Source organism: Claveliimonas bilis (assembly GCF_020892095.1).
GTDB lineage: Bacteria > Bacillota > Clostridia > Lachnospirales > Lachnospiraceae > Claveliimonas > Claveliimonas bilis.
In genome coordinates this window covers 93,291-109,949 of record NZ_AP024845.1, presented here as the reverse complement: position 1 = coordinate 109,949, position 16,659 = coordinate 93,291, and the positions used below count along the sequence as shown (strand labels likewise).

General features: G+C 45.8%; 18 protein-coding genes and 1 other RNA gene. 16 read left to right on the top strand and 3 right to left on the bottom strand.

The window, feature by feature from the left end; all coding sequences use genetic code 11:
* Positions 1 to 16 precede the first annotated feature (16 nt).
* From EUBC25_RS00570 to EUBC25_RS00535, 8 genes are all read left to right on the top strand, one after another.
* Entirely contained in the window at positions 17 to 2,074 is a 2,058-nt protein-coding gene (locus EUBC25_RS00570; RefSeq protein WP_230106322.1) for a DNA topoisomerase, read from the top strand.
* On the top strand, positions 2,071 to 2,736 hold the full coding sequence (locus EUBC25_RS00565; RefSeq protein ID WP_230106321.1) for an LbetaH domain-containing protein: 666 nt from the start codon (positions 2,071 to 2,073) through the stop codon (positions 2,734 to 2,736). The genes EUBC25_RS00570 and EUBC25_RS00565 overlap by 4 nt, the downstream gene beginning before the upstream one ends.
* Positions 2,737 to 2,758: 22 nt before the next feature.
* Positions 2,759 to 3,346, top strand: a complete 588-nt coding sequence (locus EUBC25_RS00560) for a hypothetical protein (protein ID WP_230106320.1) — start codon at positions 2,759 to 2,761, stop codon at positions 3,344 to 3,346.
* A 95-nt stretch (positions 3,347 to 3,441) separates the two neighbouring features.
* Positions 3,442 to 3,918, top strand: coding sequence for a MogA/MoaB family molybdenum cofactor biosynthesis protein (locus EUBC25_RS00555; protein WP_230106319.1), 477 nt, complete (start codon positions 3,442 to 3,444; stop codon positions 3,916 to 3,918).
* Between the two features lie 54 nt (positions 3,919 to 3,972).
* Positions 3,973 to 4,719 (top strand): MBL fold metallo-hydrolase, encoded by a 747-nt coding sequence (locus EUBC25_RS00550; protein WP_311135882.1) that lies wholly within the window; start codon positions 3,973 to 3,975, stop codon positions 4,717 to 4,719.
* Between the two features lie 12 nt (positions 4,720 to 4,731).
* Entirely contained in the window at positions 4,732 to 5,211 is a 480-nt protein-coding gene (gene rnhA, locus EUBC25_RS00545; RefSeq protein WP_230106318.1) for a ribonuclease HI, read from the top strand.
* 53 nt (positions 5,212 to 5,264) lie between these two features.
* Positions 5,265 to 5,616: RNase P RNA component class A (gene rnpB, locus EUBC25_RS00540), an RNA gene on the top strand.
* Between the two features lie 103 nt (positions 5,617 to 5,719).
* Positions 5,720 to 6,262, top strand: coding sequence for a flavodoxin family protein (locus EUBC25_RS00535; RefSeq protein WP_230106317.1), 543 nt, complete (start codon positions 5,720 to 5,722; stop codon positions 6,260 to 6,262).
* 129 nt (positions 6,263 to 6,391) lie between these two features.
* Here the strand turns inward: EUBC25_RS00535 and EUBC25_RS00530 are convergent, their stop codons facing one another.
* Positions 6,392 to 6,847 (bottom strand): aspartate carbamoyltransferase regulatory subunit, encoded by a 456-nt coding sequence (locus EUBC25_RS00530; RefSeq protein WP_230106316.1) that lies wholly within the window; start codon positions 6,845 to 6,847, stop codon positions 6,392 to 6,394.
* Positions 6,848 to 6,857: 10 nt separating this feature from the next.
* Entirely contained in the window at positions 6,858 to 7,775 is a 918-nt protein-coding gene (pyrB, locus tag EUBC25_RS00525) for an aspartate carbamoyltransferase (protein WP_230106315.1), read from the bottom strand.
* Positions 7,776 to 7,946: 171 nt separating this feature from the next.
* Between pyrB and pheA the strand changes: the two genes are divergently transcribed.
* From pheA to EUBC25_RS00510, 3 genes are all read left to right on the top strand, one after another.
* A complete protein-coding gene (pheA, locus tag EUBC25_RS00520; RefSeq protein WP_230106314.1) occupies positions 7,947 to 9,077 on the top strand; it encodes a prephenate dehydratase in 1,131 nt (376 codons plus the stop codon).
* 65 nt (positions 9,078 to 9,142) lie between these two features.
* The gene (locus tag EUBC25_RS00515) at positions 9,143 to 10,441 is read left to right on the top strand and encodes an ATP-binding protein (RefSeq protein WP_230106313.1); all 1,299 of its coding nucleotides are present in this window, start codon (positions 9,143 to 9,145) and stop codon (positions 10,439 to 10,441) included.
* Between the two features lie 40 nt (positions 10,442 to 10,481).
* Entirely contained in the window at positions 10,482 to 10,916 is a 435-nt protein-coding gene (locus tag EUBC25_RS00510) for a hypothetical protein (RefSeq protein WP_230106312.1), read from the top strand.
* Positions 10,917 to 11,013: 97 nt separating this feature from the next.
* Here the strand turns inward: EUBC25_RS00510 and EUBC25_RS00505 are convergent, their stop codons facing one another.
* Positions 11,014 to 12,753 (bottom strand): Rqc2 family fibronectin-binding protein, encoded by a 1,740-nt coding sequence (locus EUBC25_RS00505; protein ID WP_230106311.1) that lies wholly within the window; start codon positions 12,751 to 12,753, stop codon positions 11,014 to 11,016.
* 189 nt (positions 12,754 to 12,942) lie between these two features.
* Between EUBC25_RS00505 and EUBC25_RS00500 the strand changes: the two genes are divergently transcribed.
* The 5 genes from EUBC25_RS00500 (at position 12,943) to pgsA (ending at position 16,659) form a co-directional block, all read left to right on the top strand.
* Positions 12,943 to 13,824 carry a YicC/YloC family endoribonuclease gene (locus EUBC25_RS00500; RefSeq protein WP_230106310.1) on the top strand — a complete coding sequence of 294 codons (882 nt, stop codon included), beginning with the start codon at positions 12,943 to 12,945 and terminating at the stop codon, positions 13,822 to 13,824.
* Between the two features lie 11 nt (positions 13,825 to 13,835).
* On the top strand, positions 13,836 to 14,468 hold the full coding sequence (gene gmk, locus EUBC25_RS00495) for a guanylate kinase (protein WP_230106309.1): 633 nt from the start codon (positions 13,836 to 13,838) through the stop codon (positions 14,466 to 14,468).
* Positions 14,469 to 14,484: 16 nt separating this feature from the next.
* Positions 14,485 to 14,727, top strand: a complete 243-nt coding sequence (gene rpoZ, locus EUBC25_RS00490; RefSeq protein WP_230106308.1) for a DNA-directed RNA polymerase subunit omega — start codon at positions 14,485 to 14,487, stop codon at positions 14,725 to 14,727.
* Between the two features lie 67 nt (positions 14,728 to 14,794).
* Positions 14,795 to 16,120 carry a 30S ribosomal protein S12 methylthiotransferase RimO gene (gene rimO, locus EUBC25_RS00485; protein WP_230106307.1) on the top strand — a complete coding sequence of 442 codons (1,326 nt, stop codon included), beginning with the start codon at positions 14,795 to 14,797 and terminating at the stop codon, positions 16,118 to 16,120.
* Positions 16,117 to 16,659 (top strand): CDP-diacylglycerol--glycerol-3-phosphate 3-phosphatidyltransferase, encoded by a 543-nt coding sequence (gene pgsA, locus EUBC25_RS00480; protein ID WP_230106306.1) that lies wholly within the window; start codon positions 16,117 to 16,119, stop codon positions 16,657 to 16,659. Before rimO ends, pgsA begins: the two co-directional genes overlap by 4 nt.

Below are 16,659 nucleotides of genomic sequence, written 5' to 3'. Positions count from 1 at the left end.
AGAACAGACAGCATTTATGGGAAAAGCATTATATATTGCCGAAAAGCCAAGTGTAGCACAGGAGTTTGCCAAGGCTTTGCATCTTAAGACAAGAAGAAATGACGGATACCTGGAATCGGCAGAGGCAGTTGTGACATGGTGCGTCGGGCATCTGATCACAATGAGTTACCCGGAAGCTTATGATGAAAAATATAAGCGGTGGAGTCTTGCGACTCTGCCGTTTTTACCGGAGGAGTTCCGCTATGAGGTGATTCCCTCGGCAGCGAAACAGTATCGTATTGTAGCAGGCCTTCTGAACCGGGAGGATGTGGAAGTGATCTATGTCTGTACAGACTCGGGACGGGAGGGAGAATATATATACCGTCTGGTAGAACAGATGGCGCAGGTAAAAGGGAAGATCAGGAAGAGAGTGTGGATCGACTCCCAGACAGAAGAGGAAATCCTAAGGGGTATCCGTGAGGCAAAAGATCTGTCGGAGTATGATGATTTGTCCGCATCAGCCTATCTTCGCGCCAAAGAAGATTATCTGATGGGGATTAACTTTTCCCGTCTTCTGACACTGAAATACGGGGACAGTATTTCCCGTTATCTGAACACAAAGTATTCAGTTGTGTCTGTGGGACGGGTGATGACCTGCGTTCTCGGCATGGTAGTAAGAAGAGAACGGGAAATCCGGGATTTTAAAGAAACGCCCTTTTACCGTGTCGTCAGCACCATAAGAGCAAAAGAAGGCGGACAGACTTTCGAGGGAGAGTGGAGGGCAGTCAAAGGCTCACGGTATTTTGAATCCTTTGATCTCTACAAAGAAAATGGATTCAAAGAAGAGGCAAAGGCCAGGGAACTGGTGGACTTTCTGCAGGATCCGTCCCCTGTTTCCTGCAAGATTCTTTCCATTGAAAAGAAAAAGGAAAAGAAAAATCCTCCTTTGCTTTTTAACCTGGCGGAGCTGCAGAATGAGTGTTCTAAAAGGTTTAAGATCAGCCCGGATGAAACGCTTCGCATTGTGCAGGAACTGTATGAAAAGAAACTGGTTACTTACCCCAGGACAGACGCCAGAGTACTGTCCACAGCGGTGGCAAAAGAAATCAGCAAAAACTTAAACGGGTTGATGAAATATACGCCGGCGGTGCCCTGGCTGAACGATATTGCCAGCCGGCAAAGTTATAAGGGGCTGGCAAAGACACGGTATGTCAACGACAGCCAGATCACGGATCATTATGCCATTATTCCTACAGGACAGGGTATGAGCGCGCTAAATAGTGTGGCGCATACGGCAAAATCGGTGTATGATATTATAGTGAGGAGATTTTTGAGTATTTTTTATTCCCCGGCAATTTATCAGAAAGTGGCGATCGTCACCGAGATCAAAGGAGAGCAGTTTTTCTCCAGCTTCAAAGTCCTGGCGGAGGCCGGATATCTGGAAGTGGCAGGTGTTCCGGGACAGAAGAAGGAAAGCTCTGAAAGCGGAGAAAACGAGGAAGGGGAAGGAACCGCGGGAGAGGAATTTTTTGAGACAGTAAAATCCCTGAAAAAAGGCATGGTCCTTTCGGTGGAATCACTGGATGTGAAAGAGGGGAAAACGTCCCCGCCGAAACGATACAATTCCGGCTCACTGATCCTTGCCATGGAAAACGCCGGGCAGTTGATCGAGGACGAGGAGCTTCGCTCCCAGATCAAAGGAAGCGGAATCGGAACCAGCGCCACAAGAGGAGAGATTTTAAAAAAATTGTTCAACAACAAATACCTGGATCTCAATAAAAAGACCCAGATTGTGACTCCCACACTTTTGGGCGAGATGATCTATGACGTGGTGGATCATTCTATTCGCTCCCTTCTCAATCCGGAACTTACAGCCAGCTGGGAGAAGGGCCTCACTTACGTGGCGGAAGGGGAAATCACTTCAGACGAATATATGGTGAAACTGGAAAATTTTATCCGCACAAGAACAAGCGGAGTGCTGGGGCTGAATAATCAATATGAATTAAGGAGCTGCTATGATAAAGCGGCATCTTATTATAAAAAATCAAAAAGTAAAAAACAAAAGCCGAAAGGCGGAAATGGAGCAGAACAATGAAAGAAATGACTATTAAAGAACTGTATACTCTGGAAGAAACGATTGCAAAGGATATTTTTGAGGGAGCAACCTATCCATGGGAAGTCCTTCCTAAAATCGGATCCTTTATCAAAGAACTTGGAGAGACACTTTCCAGCGAAGAGTATGATAAGGTGGGAGAAGATGTCTGGATCGCGAAATCCGCAAATGTATTTGAGTCTGCATATATTCACGGACCTGCCATTATCGGGAAAAATGCGGAAGTGCGTCACTGTGCTTTTATCCGCGGCAACGCTATTGTCGGAGAAGGAGCAGTTGTGGGCAATTCTACAGAGCTGAAAAATGTAATTTTATTTAATAAGGTACAGGTGCCGCATTACAACTATGTGGGAGACTCTATTCTTGGGTACAAAGCTCATATGGGAGCAGGATCCATCACATCCAATGTAAAATCCGACAAAAAGCTGGTTGTGATCAAGACGCCGGAAGGACCTGTTGAGACCGGATTGAAAAAATTTGGCGCCATGCTGGGGGATGAAGTAGAAGTTGGATGCGGAACCGTATTGAATCCGGGAAGTGTAGTGGGAAGCCATACAAACATTTATCCTTTGTCTTCTGTGCGGGGATTCGTTCCGGCAGGAAGCATTTATAAAAAGCAGGGAGAAGTTGTAGAGAAGCAGTAAACACCGAAGGAGGTGGAAGGCTGTGAAGAAAAGGACCGCGGGGAAAATAAGGAAAAGGAAACGGAGCAGAGTTTTTGCGGCGGCGCTTCTGGCAGGAATCATGGCCTGCCTGTCGGGATGCGCGGATCCAAAGTCGGGAGGTATCAGCTCCAGTAAAAATTTTCAAAGCGGAGAAATACTGTCTGTAAACCAGAAGGATGAAAAAGTGGAAATCCTGCTTTCAAAAAGCGGCGAAACAGTTAGTCTTGATTTTTCTGAAATGGAGGAATCTGGCGGGGCGGATTTGAAAGAAGGAGATTATATCTATTACAGTACCTGGGGAAATACGCCGGAAAAACTGGACGTCATAGAAAAAACTGCTCCATATACACTGAATTATGAGATGGGGAGCGGGGAAATTGTATCTATTGATACAGAAGAGATGATAATGACCGTGAAGCTTGACCGCGGAATGGAATTTTACGATGACAGTACAGCTGTCCTTGATTACAGCTGCAGTACCGGATGGCTGAAAAACAACAAGGACTTTGAAGTAAATCCGGGAGACAGTATTTACTATGACAGCAGAGTTTTGCGGAACAGAAGGGGCATGTTGCAAATAGTTCTGTAAATTGTTATTATTATGAGTGGAATGAAATACCGTATCACGCATAACAAAGGACACAGGAGCTTAGGTACAGAAGAATAGATTGATGGAGGTACAAGATGAGAGTTGCAATTATTACAGCAAATACAGCAATATACAGAGGAAAGGAAGAGGATGCAGCGGGAAAAGTGATCCAGAAGATCATTGAAAAGGAAGGACACACCATTGTATTTCAGAAAGCCCTTCCCTGTGACAGACAGGTTTTGTCTACTGTCATGCAGAGAATGGCGGACGGACATTTGACAGACCTGATCCTGACAACAGGAGGAGCAGGATGCAATGCAGGGGACTGCACGCCGGAGGCGACAATGGATGTAGTGGACCGGCCGGTTCTTGGGATACCGGAGGCGATGAGAGCTTATACTATGAAGCTGACGAAGCGTTCCATGCTCAACAGAAGCGCGGCAGGGATCAGAGGAGATGTTATGATCGTAAATCTTCCTGGTAAAGCCGGCGCGGTTAAGCAGTGTCTGGAATATCTGCTTCCGGAAATTACGCATGCAGTTGAACTGATCCAGAAGACTCCGGAAGAGTAAGAGATGAGAAAAGCCCAGGCAGGAATGGCAGAATAGATGTAGCAGGAGGGGAGTATGCAGGATATGAAAATTACGTATATCGGACATAGCGGATTTGCAGTCAGATGGGATGGACATGCAGCTGTGTTTGACTATTTTCAGGGAGAAGTGCCCGAGTTTGAGAAAGACACGAAAATCTATGTTTTTGCCAGTCATGCACACTACGATCATTTTCAGCCGTGTATTTTCGAATGGGCGTCAAAATATCCTGATATCACCTACATTTTATCCAGCGATATCAAATACAGGATTCCGGAAGAGATTTCAGCAGAGCAGGTGTATTATATGAAACCGGGCCGGCGTCTGGAGTTGGAAGAGGATTGTCCGGTGGCAGTGCGTACTCTGAAATCGACAGATGAGGGAGTGGCATTTTTGATCCGGATCGGCGAGAGAATTATCTATCATGCAGGTGACCTGAACTGGTGGCATTGGGAGGAGGAATCCCCAAGATACAATAAACTGATGATGCAGAGCTATCAAAGAGAGATTGAAAAGCTGGAGGGGCGCCATATTGATGTGGCTTTTGTTCCGGCGGATCCAAGGCAGGGAGAACAGTATTATTGGGGACTTGACTGGTTTATGAAACATACGGATACAGCTAGTGTATTTCCTATGCATAACGGGCAGGAACATGAGGTTTATGAAAGGCTGATGGCACAGCCGGAAACGGAAAGCTACCGGGAACACATTATGCATATTACCGGAAAAAACCAGATATTTGAAGTGGCGTTCCCAGAAAATGGGACTGCCCGGACAGAATAGGAGTGGCATAACATGCAGGTAAAGATATATACGGATGGAGCGGCCAGAGGGAATCCGGACGGGCCGGGAGGCTACGGGGCGGTCCTGGAATATGTAGATACGAAGGGACAGCTTCATACAAAGGAACTTTCTAAGGGATATAAGAAAACGACAAATAACAGGATGGAACTGATGGCAGTGATCGCAGCGCTGGAAGCACTGAACCGGCCCTGCAGCATTGAGCTTTACTCAGACTCCAAATATGTGGTGGATGCTTTCAATCAGAACTGGATCGGCGGATGGCTGAAAAAAGGCTGGAAAAGGGGAAAGAATGAGCCGGTAAAAAATGTGGATCTCTGGAAACGTCTCCTGAAGGCAAAAGAACCCCATCAGGTGAAGTTTATCTGGGTAAAAGGACATGACGGACATCCGCAGAATGAAAGGTGCGATGCTTTGGCCACATCGGCAGCAGATGGAGACAATCTGATCGAAGATACCGGGCTTGAAGTATAAGATTTGGCTTTACAGAAATTTTATTATGTGATAAAATCGAAAATCGTGGAAGTCAAGTATAACAGGTAATCGCGGCTGCAATCGCCGAAAGGCGGCAGGTGAGGAAAGTCCGGGCTTCACAGGGCAGGATGCCGGATAACGTCCGGTGGAGGCGACTCCAAGGCCAGTGCAACAGAAATGTACCGCCGGGAAGATTTCCCGGTAAGGGTGGAAGGGCAGTGTAAGAGACTACCGCCCTCCTGGTAACAGGAGGGGCACATGTAAACCCCATCCGAAGCAAGACCGAATATAGACAATGCGGCGGCCCGTCGCGTCTTAGGTAGGTCGCTTGAGCCTGCCGGCAACGGCAGGCCTAGATAGATGATTACCCAACGACATAACCCGGCTTATCGTTATGCTTGATTTTCAATTTGGGACGTAACAAAGTTAAACTTTGTTACGTCCCAAATTGACATTAGTGGTGGGTAAAAATGCAAAAAGCCCCGGGTAAAATTGGAGGAACAAGTCTATGAAGAATATTGTTGTGATTACGGGAAGCCCGAGAAAGGGTGGAAATAGCGATAAAATGGCAAATGCTTTTATTAAGGGGGCGGCAAGCCAGGGACACAAACTGGCTAAGATTGCAGCAGCTGATATGAATATCCATGGCTGCCATGCGTGCGATGCCTGTTATTCAACAGAAAAGCCCTGTATTTTCCATGATGATTTTAATCAGATTGCGGGGGCGATCCTGGAAGCGGATGTGATTGTTCTTGCTACGCCTATGTACTGGTTTTCTTTTTCCGCGCAGATAAAAGCCCTGATTGACAGATGGTATTCTCTGAATCGGAGCCAGGAAGGATTAAAAGGCAGAAAGGAATGTGTTCTTCTGGCCTGCGGAGCAGATGACAGAGAACATTTTGAAGGTCTGGAGAGGACATATGAAATCATGGCGGAATATCTGCAGTGGAAGGACGCGGGAAGAGTGATCGCACCAGGGGTCAGTGCAGTGGGAGATATTGAAAACACCGATGCTCTGGAAATGGCGGAAGCGCTTGGCAGAAAGATTTGAAATGGCTATGCCAAAGATGCAGAAAAATAGGTGAGAAATAAAAAAGCGGTCGGAAATTTCCGGCCGCTTTTTTAATCCAGTCTGCACATCTGACAGGACTGGCAGTATATACAGTTTTCAATTTAACTTTTATCCGCGGTGCCGGGAACGTCCCTCGTATTTTTCTTCGCAGTACATGCAGCGGTAAATCTCCTTTTCAGGGTCTGTCAGAACAAATACATGATCCAGCTCCTGTTCAATAGAAGTAATACAGCGGGGATTCTTGCAGCGGATTACATTTGTGATCTTTTTCGGCAGGTGAAGCCGCTTTTTCTCTACAATTTCTTCGTCTTTAATAATGTTGATGGTAATATTGTGATCGATGAAACCGAGAATATCAAGGTCAATAAAGTCGATGGGACATTCAATCTTAATGATATCTTTTTTTCCCTTTTTACTGCTTTTGGCATTCTTAATGATAGCTACACAGCAATCCAGCTGATCCAGATGAAGATATTTATAAATTTCCATACTCCGTCCGGCCTGAATGTGATCCAGCACAAAACCTTCTGAAATCCGTCCTACATTTAAAGTATTTTTTACCATGTTTTTCCTCCTATACTTCTATTTCCAGCAGAGTCAATATAAGAGCCATACGAACATAGACGCCGTACTGCATCTGTTTGAAATAAGCGGCCCTTGGATCCTTGTCCACTTCTGTGGAAATCTCGTTTACTCTGGGAAGCGGATGAAGAACATACATATCTTCAGGGGCAAGTTTCATTTTTGCAGCATCCAGGATATAGAAATCCTTCATGCGCACATAGTCTTCTTCATTGAAGAAACGTTCCTTCTGTACGCGGGTCATATACAGAAGGTCCAGTTTTGGAAGGGCGTCCTCCAGGCGTACTACCTCTTCATAAGGAACTTCGTTTTTATCCAGAACATCATGGCGGATATATCCGGGAAGTCTCAATTCTTCCGGCGAGATTAAAATAAAACGGATGCCCGGATAACGAACAAGAGCGTGAATAAGGGAATGTACGGTACGGCCGAATTTCAAGTCGCCGCACAGACCAATTGTCATATTGTCAAGGTGCCCTTTCAGGGAACGGATTGTCATAAGATCTGTCAATGTCTGAGTCGGATGCTGATGCCCTCCGTCTCCGGCATTAATAACAGGGATGGAAGAGTGCTGGCATGCAACCATGGGAGCGCCCTCCTTCGGATGACGCATGGCACAAATGTCAGCGTAACAGGAAATGGTACGGATTGTGTCAGATACACTTTCACCTTTTGCAGCAGAACTGGAATCAGCGGAAGAAAATCCCATGATACTTCCTCCCAGATTCAGCATGGCAGCTTCGTGGCTCAATCTTGTCCGAGTACTCGGCTCATAGAATAAAGTAGCCAGCTTCTTTCCTGCACAGGCATGTGCATATTTCTGGGGATTCGCTTCAATATCAGAAGCAAGATCCAGAAGCTGCTCCAGCTCTTCCACGGAAAAATCCAGTGGACTCATTAAATGTCTCATAAATACCTCCTTGATATATATCATCCATTTCCCGAAAATGATCGAAAGAAATGGAAATCTGCTTTTCATACATCATATAATAAATGAAGAAGTTTTTCAATGTCTGCCGTGGATTTTGCCGAGGGTTTGTATTATAATACAATTTAGTATGTGAAAAAGGAGATTGTGAAAATGCAGCAGTTGGAAGAATTGAGAGAGGATCTGGCCGGAATCGACAGCCAGATTGCGGAACTGTATAAAAAGAGAGTAGCGGTCTGTGAGAAGATCGGAGATATAAAAATTGACGCCGGACAGAAAGTATTTGATAAAAAAAGAGAAAAAGAGCAGTTGAGCAGGATTACAAAAGGGATTGATGATGAATTTATGAAGCTTGGGCTGACTGAGCTTTTTGAGCAGCTGATGTCCCAGAGTCGGAAGATGCAGTATCAGATGCTGACAAAAAAAGGTGCCCTTGGGCGTCTTCCCTTTATTGGAGTAGACAAACTGGACTGGGAACAGTCAAGGATCGTTTTCCAGGGGACAGACGGAGCTTATTCCCAGGCTGCTATGCATGCCTATTTTGGAAAGAATGTCAATAGCTTTCATGTGCAGACTTTCAGGGATGCAATGGAAGCAATCGAAGAGGGGTCGGCTGATTTTGCGGTTCTGCCCATCGAGAATTCTTCCGCCGGAGTGGTAAGTGAGACTTACGATCTTCTGGTTGAATTTGAAAATTATATTGTAGGGGAAATCGTCCTGCCTATTGAACATGCCCTGGCCGGGGTAGAGGGGACAACACTGGAAACGATCCAGCGTGTGTATTCTCATCCACAGGCATTGATGCAAAGCGCAAAATATCTGGACGAGCAGAGAGGATGGCAGCAGATTGGTGTGGCCAATACAGCTGTTGCAGCGAAAAAGATCCTAAATGAAAATGATGTGACCCAGGCTGCTATCTGCAGCGAACATGCGGCGGAAATTTACGGGCTGAAAATACTGGACCGCAAAATCAATTATAATGATAACAATTCTACCCGGTTCATTATTGTGACGAACCAGAAGATTTTTCTGAAAGATGCCAAAAAGATCAGCATTTGCTTTGAAGTAGACCATTCCAGCGGTTCCCTTTACCACCTGCTGGCCCATTTTACTTACAATAACCTGAATATGACAAAGATAGAATCCCGCCCGGTAGAGGGGAGAACATGGGAGTACCGCTTCTTCGTGGATTTTGACGGGAACATGGGAGAAGGGGCTGTGAAAAACGCTATCCGGGGACTCAGAGAAGAATCAAGAACTTTGAAAATTCTAGGAAACTATTGATTCCAGCCGCGATGCCAATGACTGGACAGTGCAGTGCCGATAGAAAAGGCAGAAAGGAAGAAAAAATGAGGATACATGAGCTGATCATCTATAAAAATCTGGAGCAGGAACAGATTTTAAATGATATGACGTTTCTGATGGAAAATTACGACAATGAGTACTACAACAAAGAGGACTTGAAAAGTCTTCTCTTTGAGTGTACAGGCAGCATACTGGAGCTGTGCGTGGATCATGGGTTTGAGGGGAATCTCTGGCATGATTACCTGACATTTCTCCTGGCCAATGATGAGAATGCCTACAGCACCTCCTGTGAGATTGTGGGGGAGACAGCAGGAAGCATCAACAAGGTGGCCCGCCATGATTTCGCTATCTTCAAGGAACTGTTCGACTACGATTTCACAGCGATGGAGGCAGACCTTGGCGTGGACTGCGTTTCCATGATACTGGATTACACAGGGTCAGGAACCCACGGCAGTGTGTTCAACAGCCGTATCCGAGATCGAATCTGTGCTCTGGCGAAAAGCCTGGGACAGACAAAGGATGCGGAGGAGTTCAAGGCTTCCGTGACCCAGTTCTACAAGGAGTTCGGTGTAGGTAAGCTGGGGCTTCACAAGGCATTCCGGGTGGTCCACGACGAGGAAGGAGTCCATATTGCGCCTATCACAAAGATTGCCCATGTACAGCTTGACGAGCTGGTGGGGTACGAGAGCGCCAAGAAAAAACTCGTCGACAATACAGAGGCATTTGTGAAGGGACGCCGGGCCAATAACTGTCTCCTCTTCGGAGACGCAGGAACCGGAAAATCCTCCTCCATCAAGGCCATATTAAATAAATATTACGACCAGGGGCTGCGGATGATCGAGGTATACAAGCACCAGTTCCAGGATCTCAATGACGTTATCGCCCAGATCAAGAATAGAAATTACAAATTTATCATCTATATGGATGATCTTTCTTTTGAAGAGTTTGAGATAGAGTACAAATATCTGAAGGCGGTCATTGAGGGGGGACTGGAGAGAAAGCCGGACAACGTGCTGATCTATGCCACCTCCAACCGGCGCCATTTGATCCGGGAGAGCTTCCGGGACAAGGAAGAGAGAGATGAAGAGCTGCACACAAACGACACGGTGCAGGAGAAACTTTCCCTGGTGGCCAGGTTCGGCGTCACCATCTATTTTGGAAAACCGGCCAAGAAGGAATTTCAGGAGATTGTGCGTCAGTTAGCAAAGAGAAATGGCATAGAGATGGATGAAGAGCAGCTCCTTCTGGAAGCAAATCGCTGGGAGTTGAACCACGGCGGCATGTCCGGGCGGACAGCCCAGCAGTTTATCGACTATCTGCTGGGGATGGAAACGCAGCCCTGATGATCTGACCACAGGTCTCGCTTTGTGGGAGGGATGATTGATGAAAAAGCTGAACATGTCTTCAAAGTTAAAAGTTAAACTTCTGATCGCTGCAGGAATATGCGCAGTTCTTCTGCTATTGCTGTACTTTGCTTTCAGGCCGACAAAGCAGCTTGAAAATCTGAAGGCAGATGAGATTGAGCGGATACATTATTCCGGCTGGCTGGGGATTCCGGACAGTGATACAAGTGCGGATCTTACGGATAAGGACAAGATACGGGAATTTGTTGATCTGATGAACAGAGTACAGTTGGGCAGAAGAGTTTCTGGACAGTTATCAGCTGGGGCAGACAGCGCGTATATCTTGTACTATAAAAACGGAGACAACATGGAAATAAAGCCGGGGCATGAGTTTAAGGTTGACGGGAAGTATTATAAGCTGCTCAACGAAGAAGAAGTATGGGATGATATTGTAGAATTTAACAGCAGATATTGATCGGAAAAAATACAGAAGAGAAGATGTGAAAAAGAACAAAGGAGGAAATCCCGCATGCCGTTTATGGCTTCGAGGTTTCCTCCTTTTTCGGAACGCTTTATTCTTTTACCTCTTCAATTCCGCTGATATCGGAATCTATGATAAGAGAATAATTCGTATGATAAATGACAAATCCCGGCCGTCCGCCTGCCGGTTTTTTTACGTGTTTTTTTTCAATATAATCAATTTCTGCCTTTTCAGCTCCGCGGCTTTTGGAGTAGTAAGCAGCCAGTCGTCCGGCCTCTTCGAAAGTGCGGTCAGGAAGCTCCTCTCCATTTGATTTGACAATGACATGGGATCCGGGAACTTTTTTGGCATGGAACCACCAGTCGTTTCCGGAAGCAAAATGAAAAGTAAGCTCTTCATTCTGCAGATTATTCTTTCCTACATACATGTGGAAGCCATCGCTGGAAATATAGTGGAAAGGCTTGCTGGTAATGCGGACTTTCTGTTTGGAATAACGGCGGCGGATATATCCTGCTTCAGTCAGCTCTTCCTTGATCTGTGTAAGGTCTTCTTCGGCGGAAGCAATGTCGAGGGAGGTGCTTATGGACTCCAGATAATGGATATCATCCAGGGTTTCCTTGATTCGTTCGGTCAGCGCTTCAAACGTTCGTTTCTGCTTATTGTATCTGGAAAAGAAACGCTGTGCATTTTCGGATGGAGTAAGGTGTTCATCCAGAGGGATGGTAATTTCTTCATTAGTATAGTAATTGAGGGCGGTAAGAGATTTTGCCCCTGGTTCCAAACTGTAGCCGTAAGTGTGGAGAAGCTCACCGTATACTTTATATTGTTCTCTGTTTTCTGTATCCTTGAGCTGTTTTGCCTGCAGCTCATACTTTTTACGGTTCCGTTCCAGAGCAGTCTGGACAACGTGTCTAAGATCTGCAGACTTCTGGCGGATCCTTGTCAAGGTCTCCCGGGAGGAATAGAAGGTGCGGATCACCCTGGAGATGGAGTCAAAAGATTCCTTCCTGTAGTTGGAAAAATGAGTCAGAGGCAGAGCAGAAAATTCTTTCGGCTCATTTTTGTCGTAATATATGGCGGGAGAAAACTCAAGAGAAGAAATCTGCTCCATATAATAGGAAAACTGCTTATATAGATGAAGAAACATTTCCTCTGTCATATCCCTGGCAGTCATTCGGGACTCCAGACCGGACAGATAACAGATCTCTTCCGCGACCACAGGGCTGATTCCGGTAAATCCTGTGTAAAGTGCCTTGGATAAAGGAAAGGAAGAGGAAGAAAGGGTCTGTATGAAAAGTTCCCGATCCGCAAGGAGGGGATCCTCCTTTTTTGTGGTTTCCGGAATAAAGTATTCTCTGCCGGGAAGAACTTCACGGACAGAACTCATCTGTGCGGAAACGTGTTTAATACTGTCAATGATCCGGCTTTTATCATCGCAGAAAATAATATTACTGTGTTTTCCCATGATTTCAGCGACAAGGGTCTTTCGGCATAGATCACCCATTTCATCCAGATGTTCGATAACAAAAAAGAGAACACGCTCCAAAGAGGGCTGCCGGACGGAAAGGATCCTGCCGTTCCCGATATGTTTGCGAAGAAGCATGCAAAAGCCGGGAGCAGTCATAGGACTTGGTTTGTTGTCGTCTGTCAGATAAATAAGAGGCAGAGAAGCACTGGCAGAAATACAGAGTTTTTTTTGTCCTCCCGGTGTCTTTATGGTAAGGAGGAGTTCATCATTTTCCGGCTGGGCGATTTTAGCGATCCGGCCTCCTGCTAATGTATCATTTAATTCCTGTGCCAATGCGGCAATGGTAATTCCGTCAAAAGCCATAAAAATCTTCCTTTCTGTTTCGGTGTCAGCATCGGGGAAATGATCTCATCAGATGTCCCCTTTGCCTAGTTTACCATAGAAACCGGATTTTGCAAAACCTGTGTTTTGGAAAGTTGACGGAAACGGTCAAATGAATTATAATAAACCAGGATTAAAAATAGCCGGAACAAGATAGAAGAGGTTGCAGAAATGATAAAAAGTATGACAGGCTTTGGCAGGTGCGAACTGGCAGACGGAGAGAGAAAGTTTACAATTGAGATGAAGGGAGTCAATCACCGGTACCTGGATGTAAATATAAGGATGCCGAAAAAGCTTAATTTTTTTGAGACAGCGATCCGTAATCTTCTGAAGCAGTCTGTATCCCGTGGCAAAGTAGATATTTTTATTACTTATGAAGATTTGTCAGAAGCTCAGGCAGTGCTGAAGTACAATGAGACTTTGGCAAAGGAATACCTGGTGTGTCTGAAACAGATGGAAGAAAGTTTCGGGCTGGAAAATGATATCCGGGTCTCTACCTTATCCAGATATCCGGAAGTGCTGACAATGGAAGAGCAGGCGCTGGATGCGGAAGAGATATGGAATGTACTGAAAAAGGCGATGGAAGGCGCTCTGGAACAGTTTGTCGAGACCAGGACAATGGAAGGAGAAAACCTGAAAAAGGACATTTTAAGCAAGCTGGACGGTATGCAGAAGCTTGTGGCTTATATTGAAGAGCGCTCACCGGAGATTGTCAAAGAATACAGAGAAAAGCTGGAAGAAAAGGTGAAGGAGCTTCTGGAAGACAGCCAGATTGACGACGGAAGGATTGCTGCAGAGGTGGTGATCTTTGCGGACAAGATCTGCACGGATGAAGAAGTGGTAAGACTGAAAAGCCATATCAGCCACATGCAGGAAGTGCTCCGTTCAGAAGAGTCCGGAATCGGAAGAAAGCTGGATTTTATCGCGCAGGAAATGAATCGCGAGGCAAATACGATCCTGTCAAAGGCAAATGATCTGGAAGTTTCCAATTGCGGGATTGACCTGAAAACAGAGATTGAAAAAGTCAGAGAACAGATCCAGAATATTGAATAGGGGGAGAAAGAATGAAGGAAGGCCAGGGTATACTGACAGTCATATCAGGATTTTCCGGGGCAGGAAAAGGAACAGTAACGAGAAAGATACTGGAACAGTATGACAATTATGCGCTTTCGATTTCCGCTACGACGCGTGATCCCAGAGAGGGCGAAGAGAACGGAAGAGAATATTTTTTCAAAACAGCAGAAGAATTTGAAAAAATGATTGCGAAAGATGAACTGATAGAGTATGCTAAGTACGTGAATAATTACTATGGTACACCGAAGATGTATGTGCAGGAACAGCTTCAGAAAGGGAAAGATGTAATTCTGGAAATTGAGATCCAGGGAGCATTGAAGGTAAAGGAAAAATATCCGGACACCCTGCTCCTTTTTATTACACCGCCCAGCGCACAGGAGCTGAAGAACCGACTGATCAGGCGGGGTACGGAAGAAATGGACGTCATTGAAAAGAGAATGAAGACAGCAGCCTGGGAGGCGCAGTTTATGGACCAGTATGATTATATTGTCATCAATGACGAACTCCAGACTTGTGTGGAAGAGCTTCATGCTATTATTCAGAGCGAACATAAGAAGAGTGCTCGGAACCTTGTATTTGCAGAAAAGATAAAAGAAGAGCTGGAAAAAGAAGTGAAGGATTGAAAGGAGAATCAATATTATGCTGCATCCATCTTATACGGATTTAATGAAAGTGGTAAATAAAGAGGTAGAAGAAGGCGAGACAAAAGTAGTCAACAGCCGTTATTCTATCGTAATGGCTACAGCAAAAAGGGCAAGGCAGCTGATTGACGGCGATATCCCTCTTGTAAAAACCAAGAACGGCGAGAAGCCGCTTTCCATTGCAATTGATGAGCTGAACAGCGGAAAGATCAAGATTATCGCAGAGGATACAGAAGAATAATATGGAAAAACGGCAAGGCAGATGCTTTTACAAGGTATCTGCCTTTCTGACTAGAAGGAGACAGACTATGAAGGTACTATTTATATCCCTCGGCTGCGACAAAAACCTGGTAGATTCAGAAGTGATGCTGGGACTGCTGGCGGAAAAGGGATACCAGATGACAGATGATGAGACAGAGGCGGAAGTGATCGTGATCAATACCTGCTGTTTTATTCATGATGCCAAAGAGGAAAGCATTCAGACCATTCTGGAGATGGCGGAATACAAAAAAGAAGGAACGCTGAAAGCTCTGATCGTAACCGGATGTCTGGCCCAGCGTTACCAGCAGGAAATTCTGGATGAAATCCCGGAAGTAGATGAAGTGCTTGGGACCACTTCTTATCCGGAGATCGTGGATGCCATTGAAAACGCCCTGAAGGGGCGGGCAGAGGTGAGGATGACAGATATTGACGCCCTTCCTCTTGTGGATACTGCAAGACAGGTGACAACGGGAGGACATTTTGCCTATCTGAAGATTGCAGAAGGATGTGACAAGCACTGCACTTACTGCATTATTCCAAAAATCCGCGGGAATTACAGAAGCGTACCTATGGAAAGGCTGATAAAAGAGGCGGAAGGACTTGCAGAAAAAGGGGTAAAAGAGCTGATCTTAGTGGCACAGGAGACGACTCTTTACGGGAAAGATCTGTACGGGGAAAAATCTCTTCACAGACTTTTGAAGGAACTGTGCCGGATCAGTGGTATCCGTTGGATCCGGATCCTGTACTGCTATCCGGAGGAAATTGACGACAATCTGATTCGGGTGATGAAGGAAGAACCGAAAATCTGCCACTATGTGGATCTTCCGATCCAGCACGCAAATACGGATATCCTGAAGAGAATGGGAAGAAGGACATCCAAAGAACAGCTGGAAGAGATCATTGGGAAGCTGAGAAAAGAAATCCCGGATATCGCAATCCGGACCACACTGATCACCGGTTTTCCGGGAGAAACAGAAGAGCAGCATCAGGAGCTTGTGGACTTTGTAGATGAAATGGAATTTGACCGCCTCGGTGTGTTTACCTATTCACCGGAGGAGGATACTCCGGCGGCAGAAATGGAAGGCCAGATCCCGGAAGAGGTGAAGGAAGACCGCCAGGCAGAGATTATGGAGCTCCAGCAGGAGATTGCCTTTGAACAGGCAGAGGATATGGTAGGAAAAGAAGTTCTTGTTATGATCGAAGGTAAGGTCGCGGATGAAAATGCCTATGTGGGACGGACATACAAAGACGCCCCCAATGTGGACGGCCTGATCTTTGTCAATACAGAAGAAGAGCTTATGTCCGGAGATTTCGCTAGAGTCAAAGTGACAGGGGCGGCAGAATACGATTTGATAGGAGAGTTGATATCATGAATTTACCAAATAAGCTGACAGTGTTAAGAGTGATTATGGTTCCGTTTTTCGTGCTTTTTATGCTGACTGATCTGGGGGGAGAAGCAGGAAAGTGGATTGCCCTTGTGATCTTTTGTCTGGCAAGTCTTACAGATATGCTGGACGGCAAGATCGCCCGGGCCAGAAACCTGGTGACGAATTTCGGGAAATTTATGGATCCGCTTGCAGATAAGCTTCTTGTCTGCTCGGCGATGATCTGTCTCATTCCTACCGGACAGCTTCCGGCATGGGTTGTGATCGTTATCATTGCAAGGGAATTTATCATCAGCGGCTTCCGTCTGGTGGCATCTGACAGTGGAATCGTGATCGCGGCAAGTTATTGGGGGAAATTTAAGACCGTTTCCCAGATGCTGATGGTGATCGTACTGATCGCTGACCTGGGGGGTGTGTTCGATATGATCGGCACAGCTCTGATCTGGATTGCCCTTATTCTCACTGTCGTATCTTTGGTTGATTACATTGCAAAGAATGTACAGGTACTGACAAAAGGAGGCATGTAA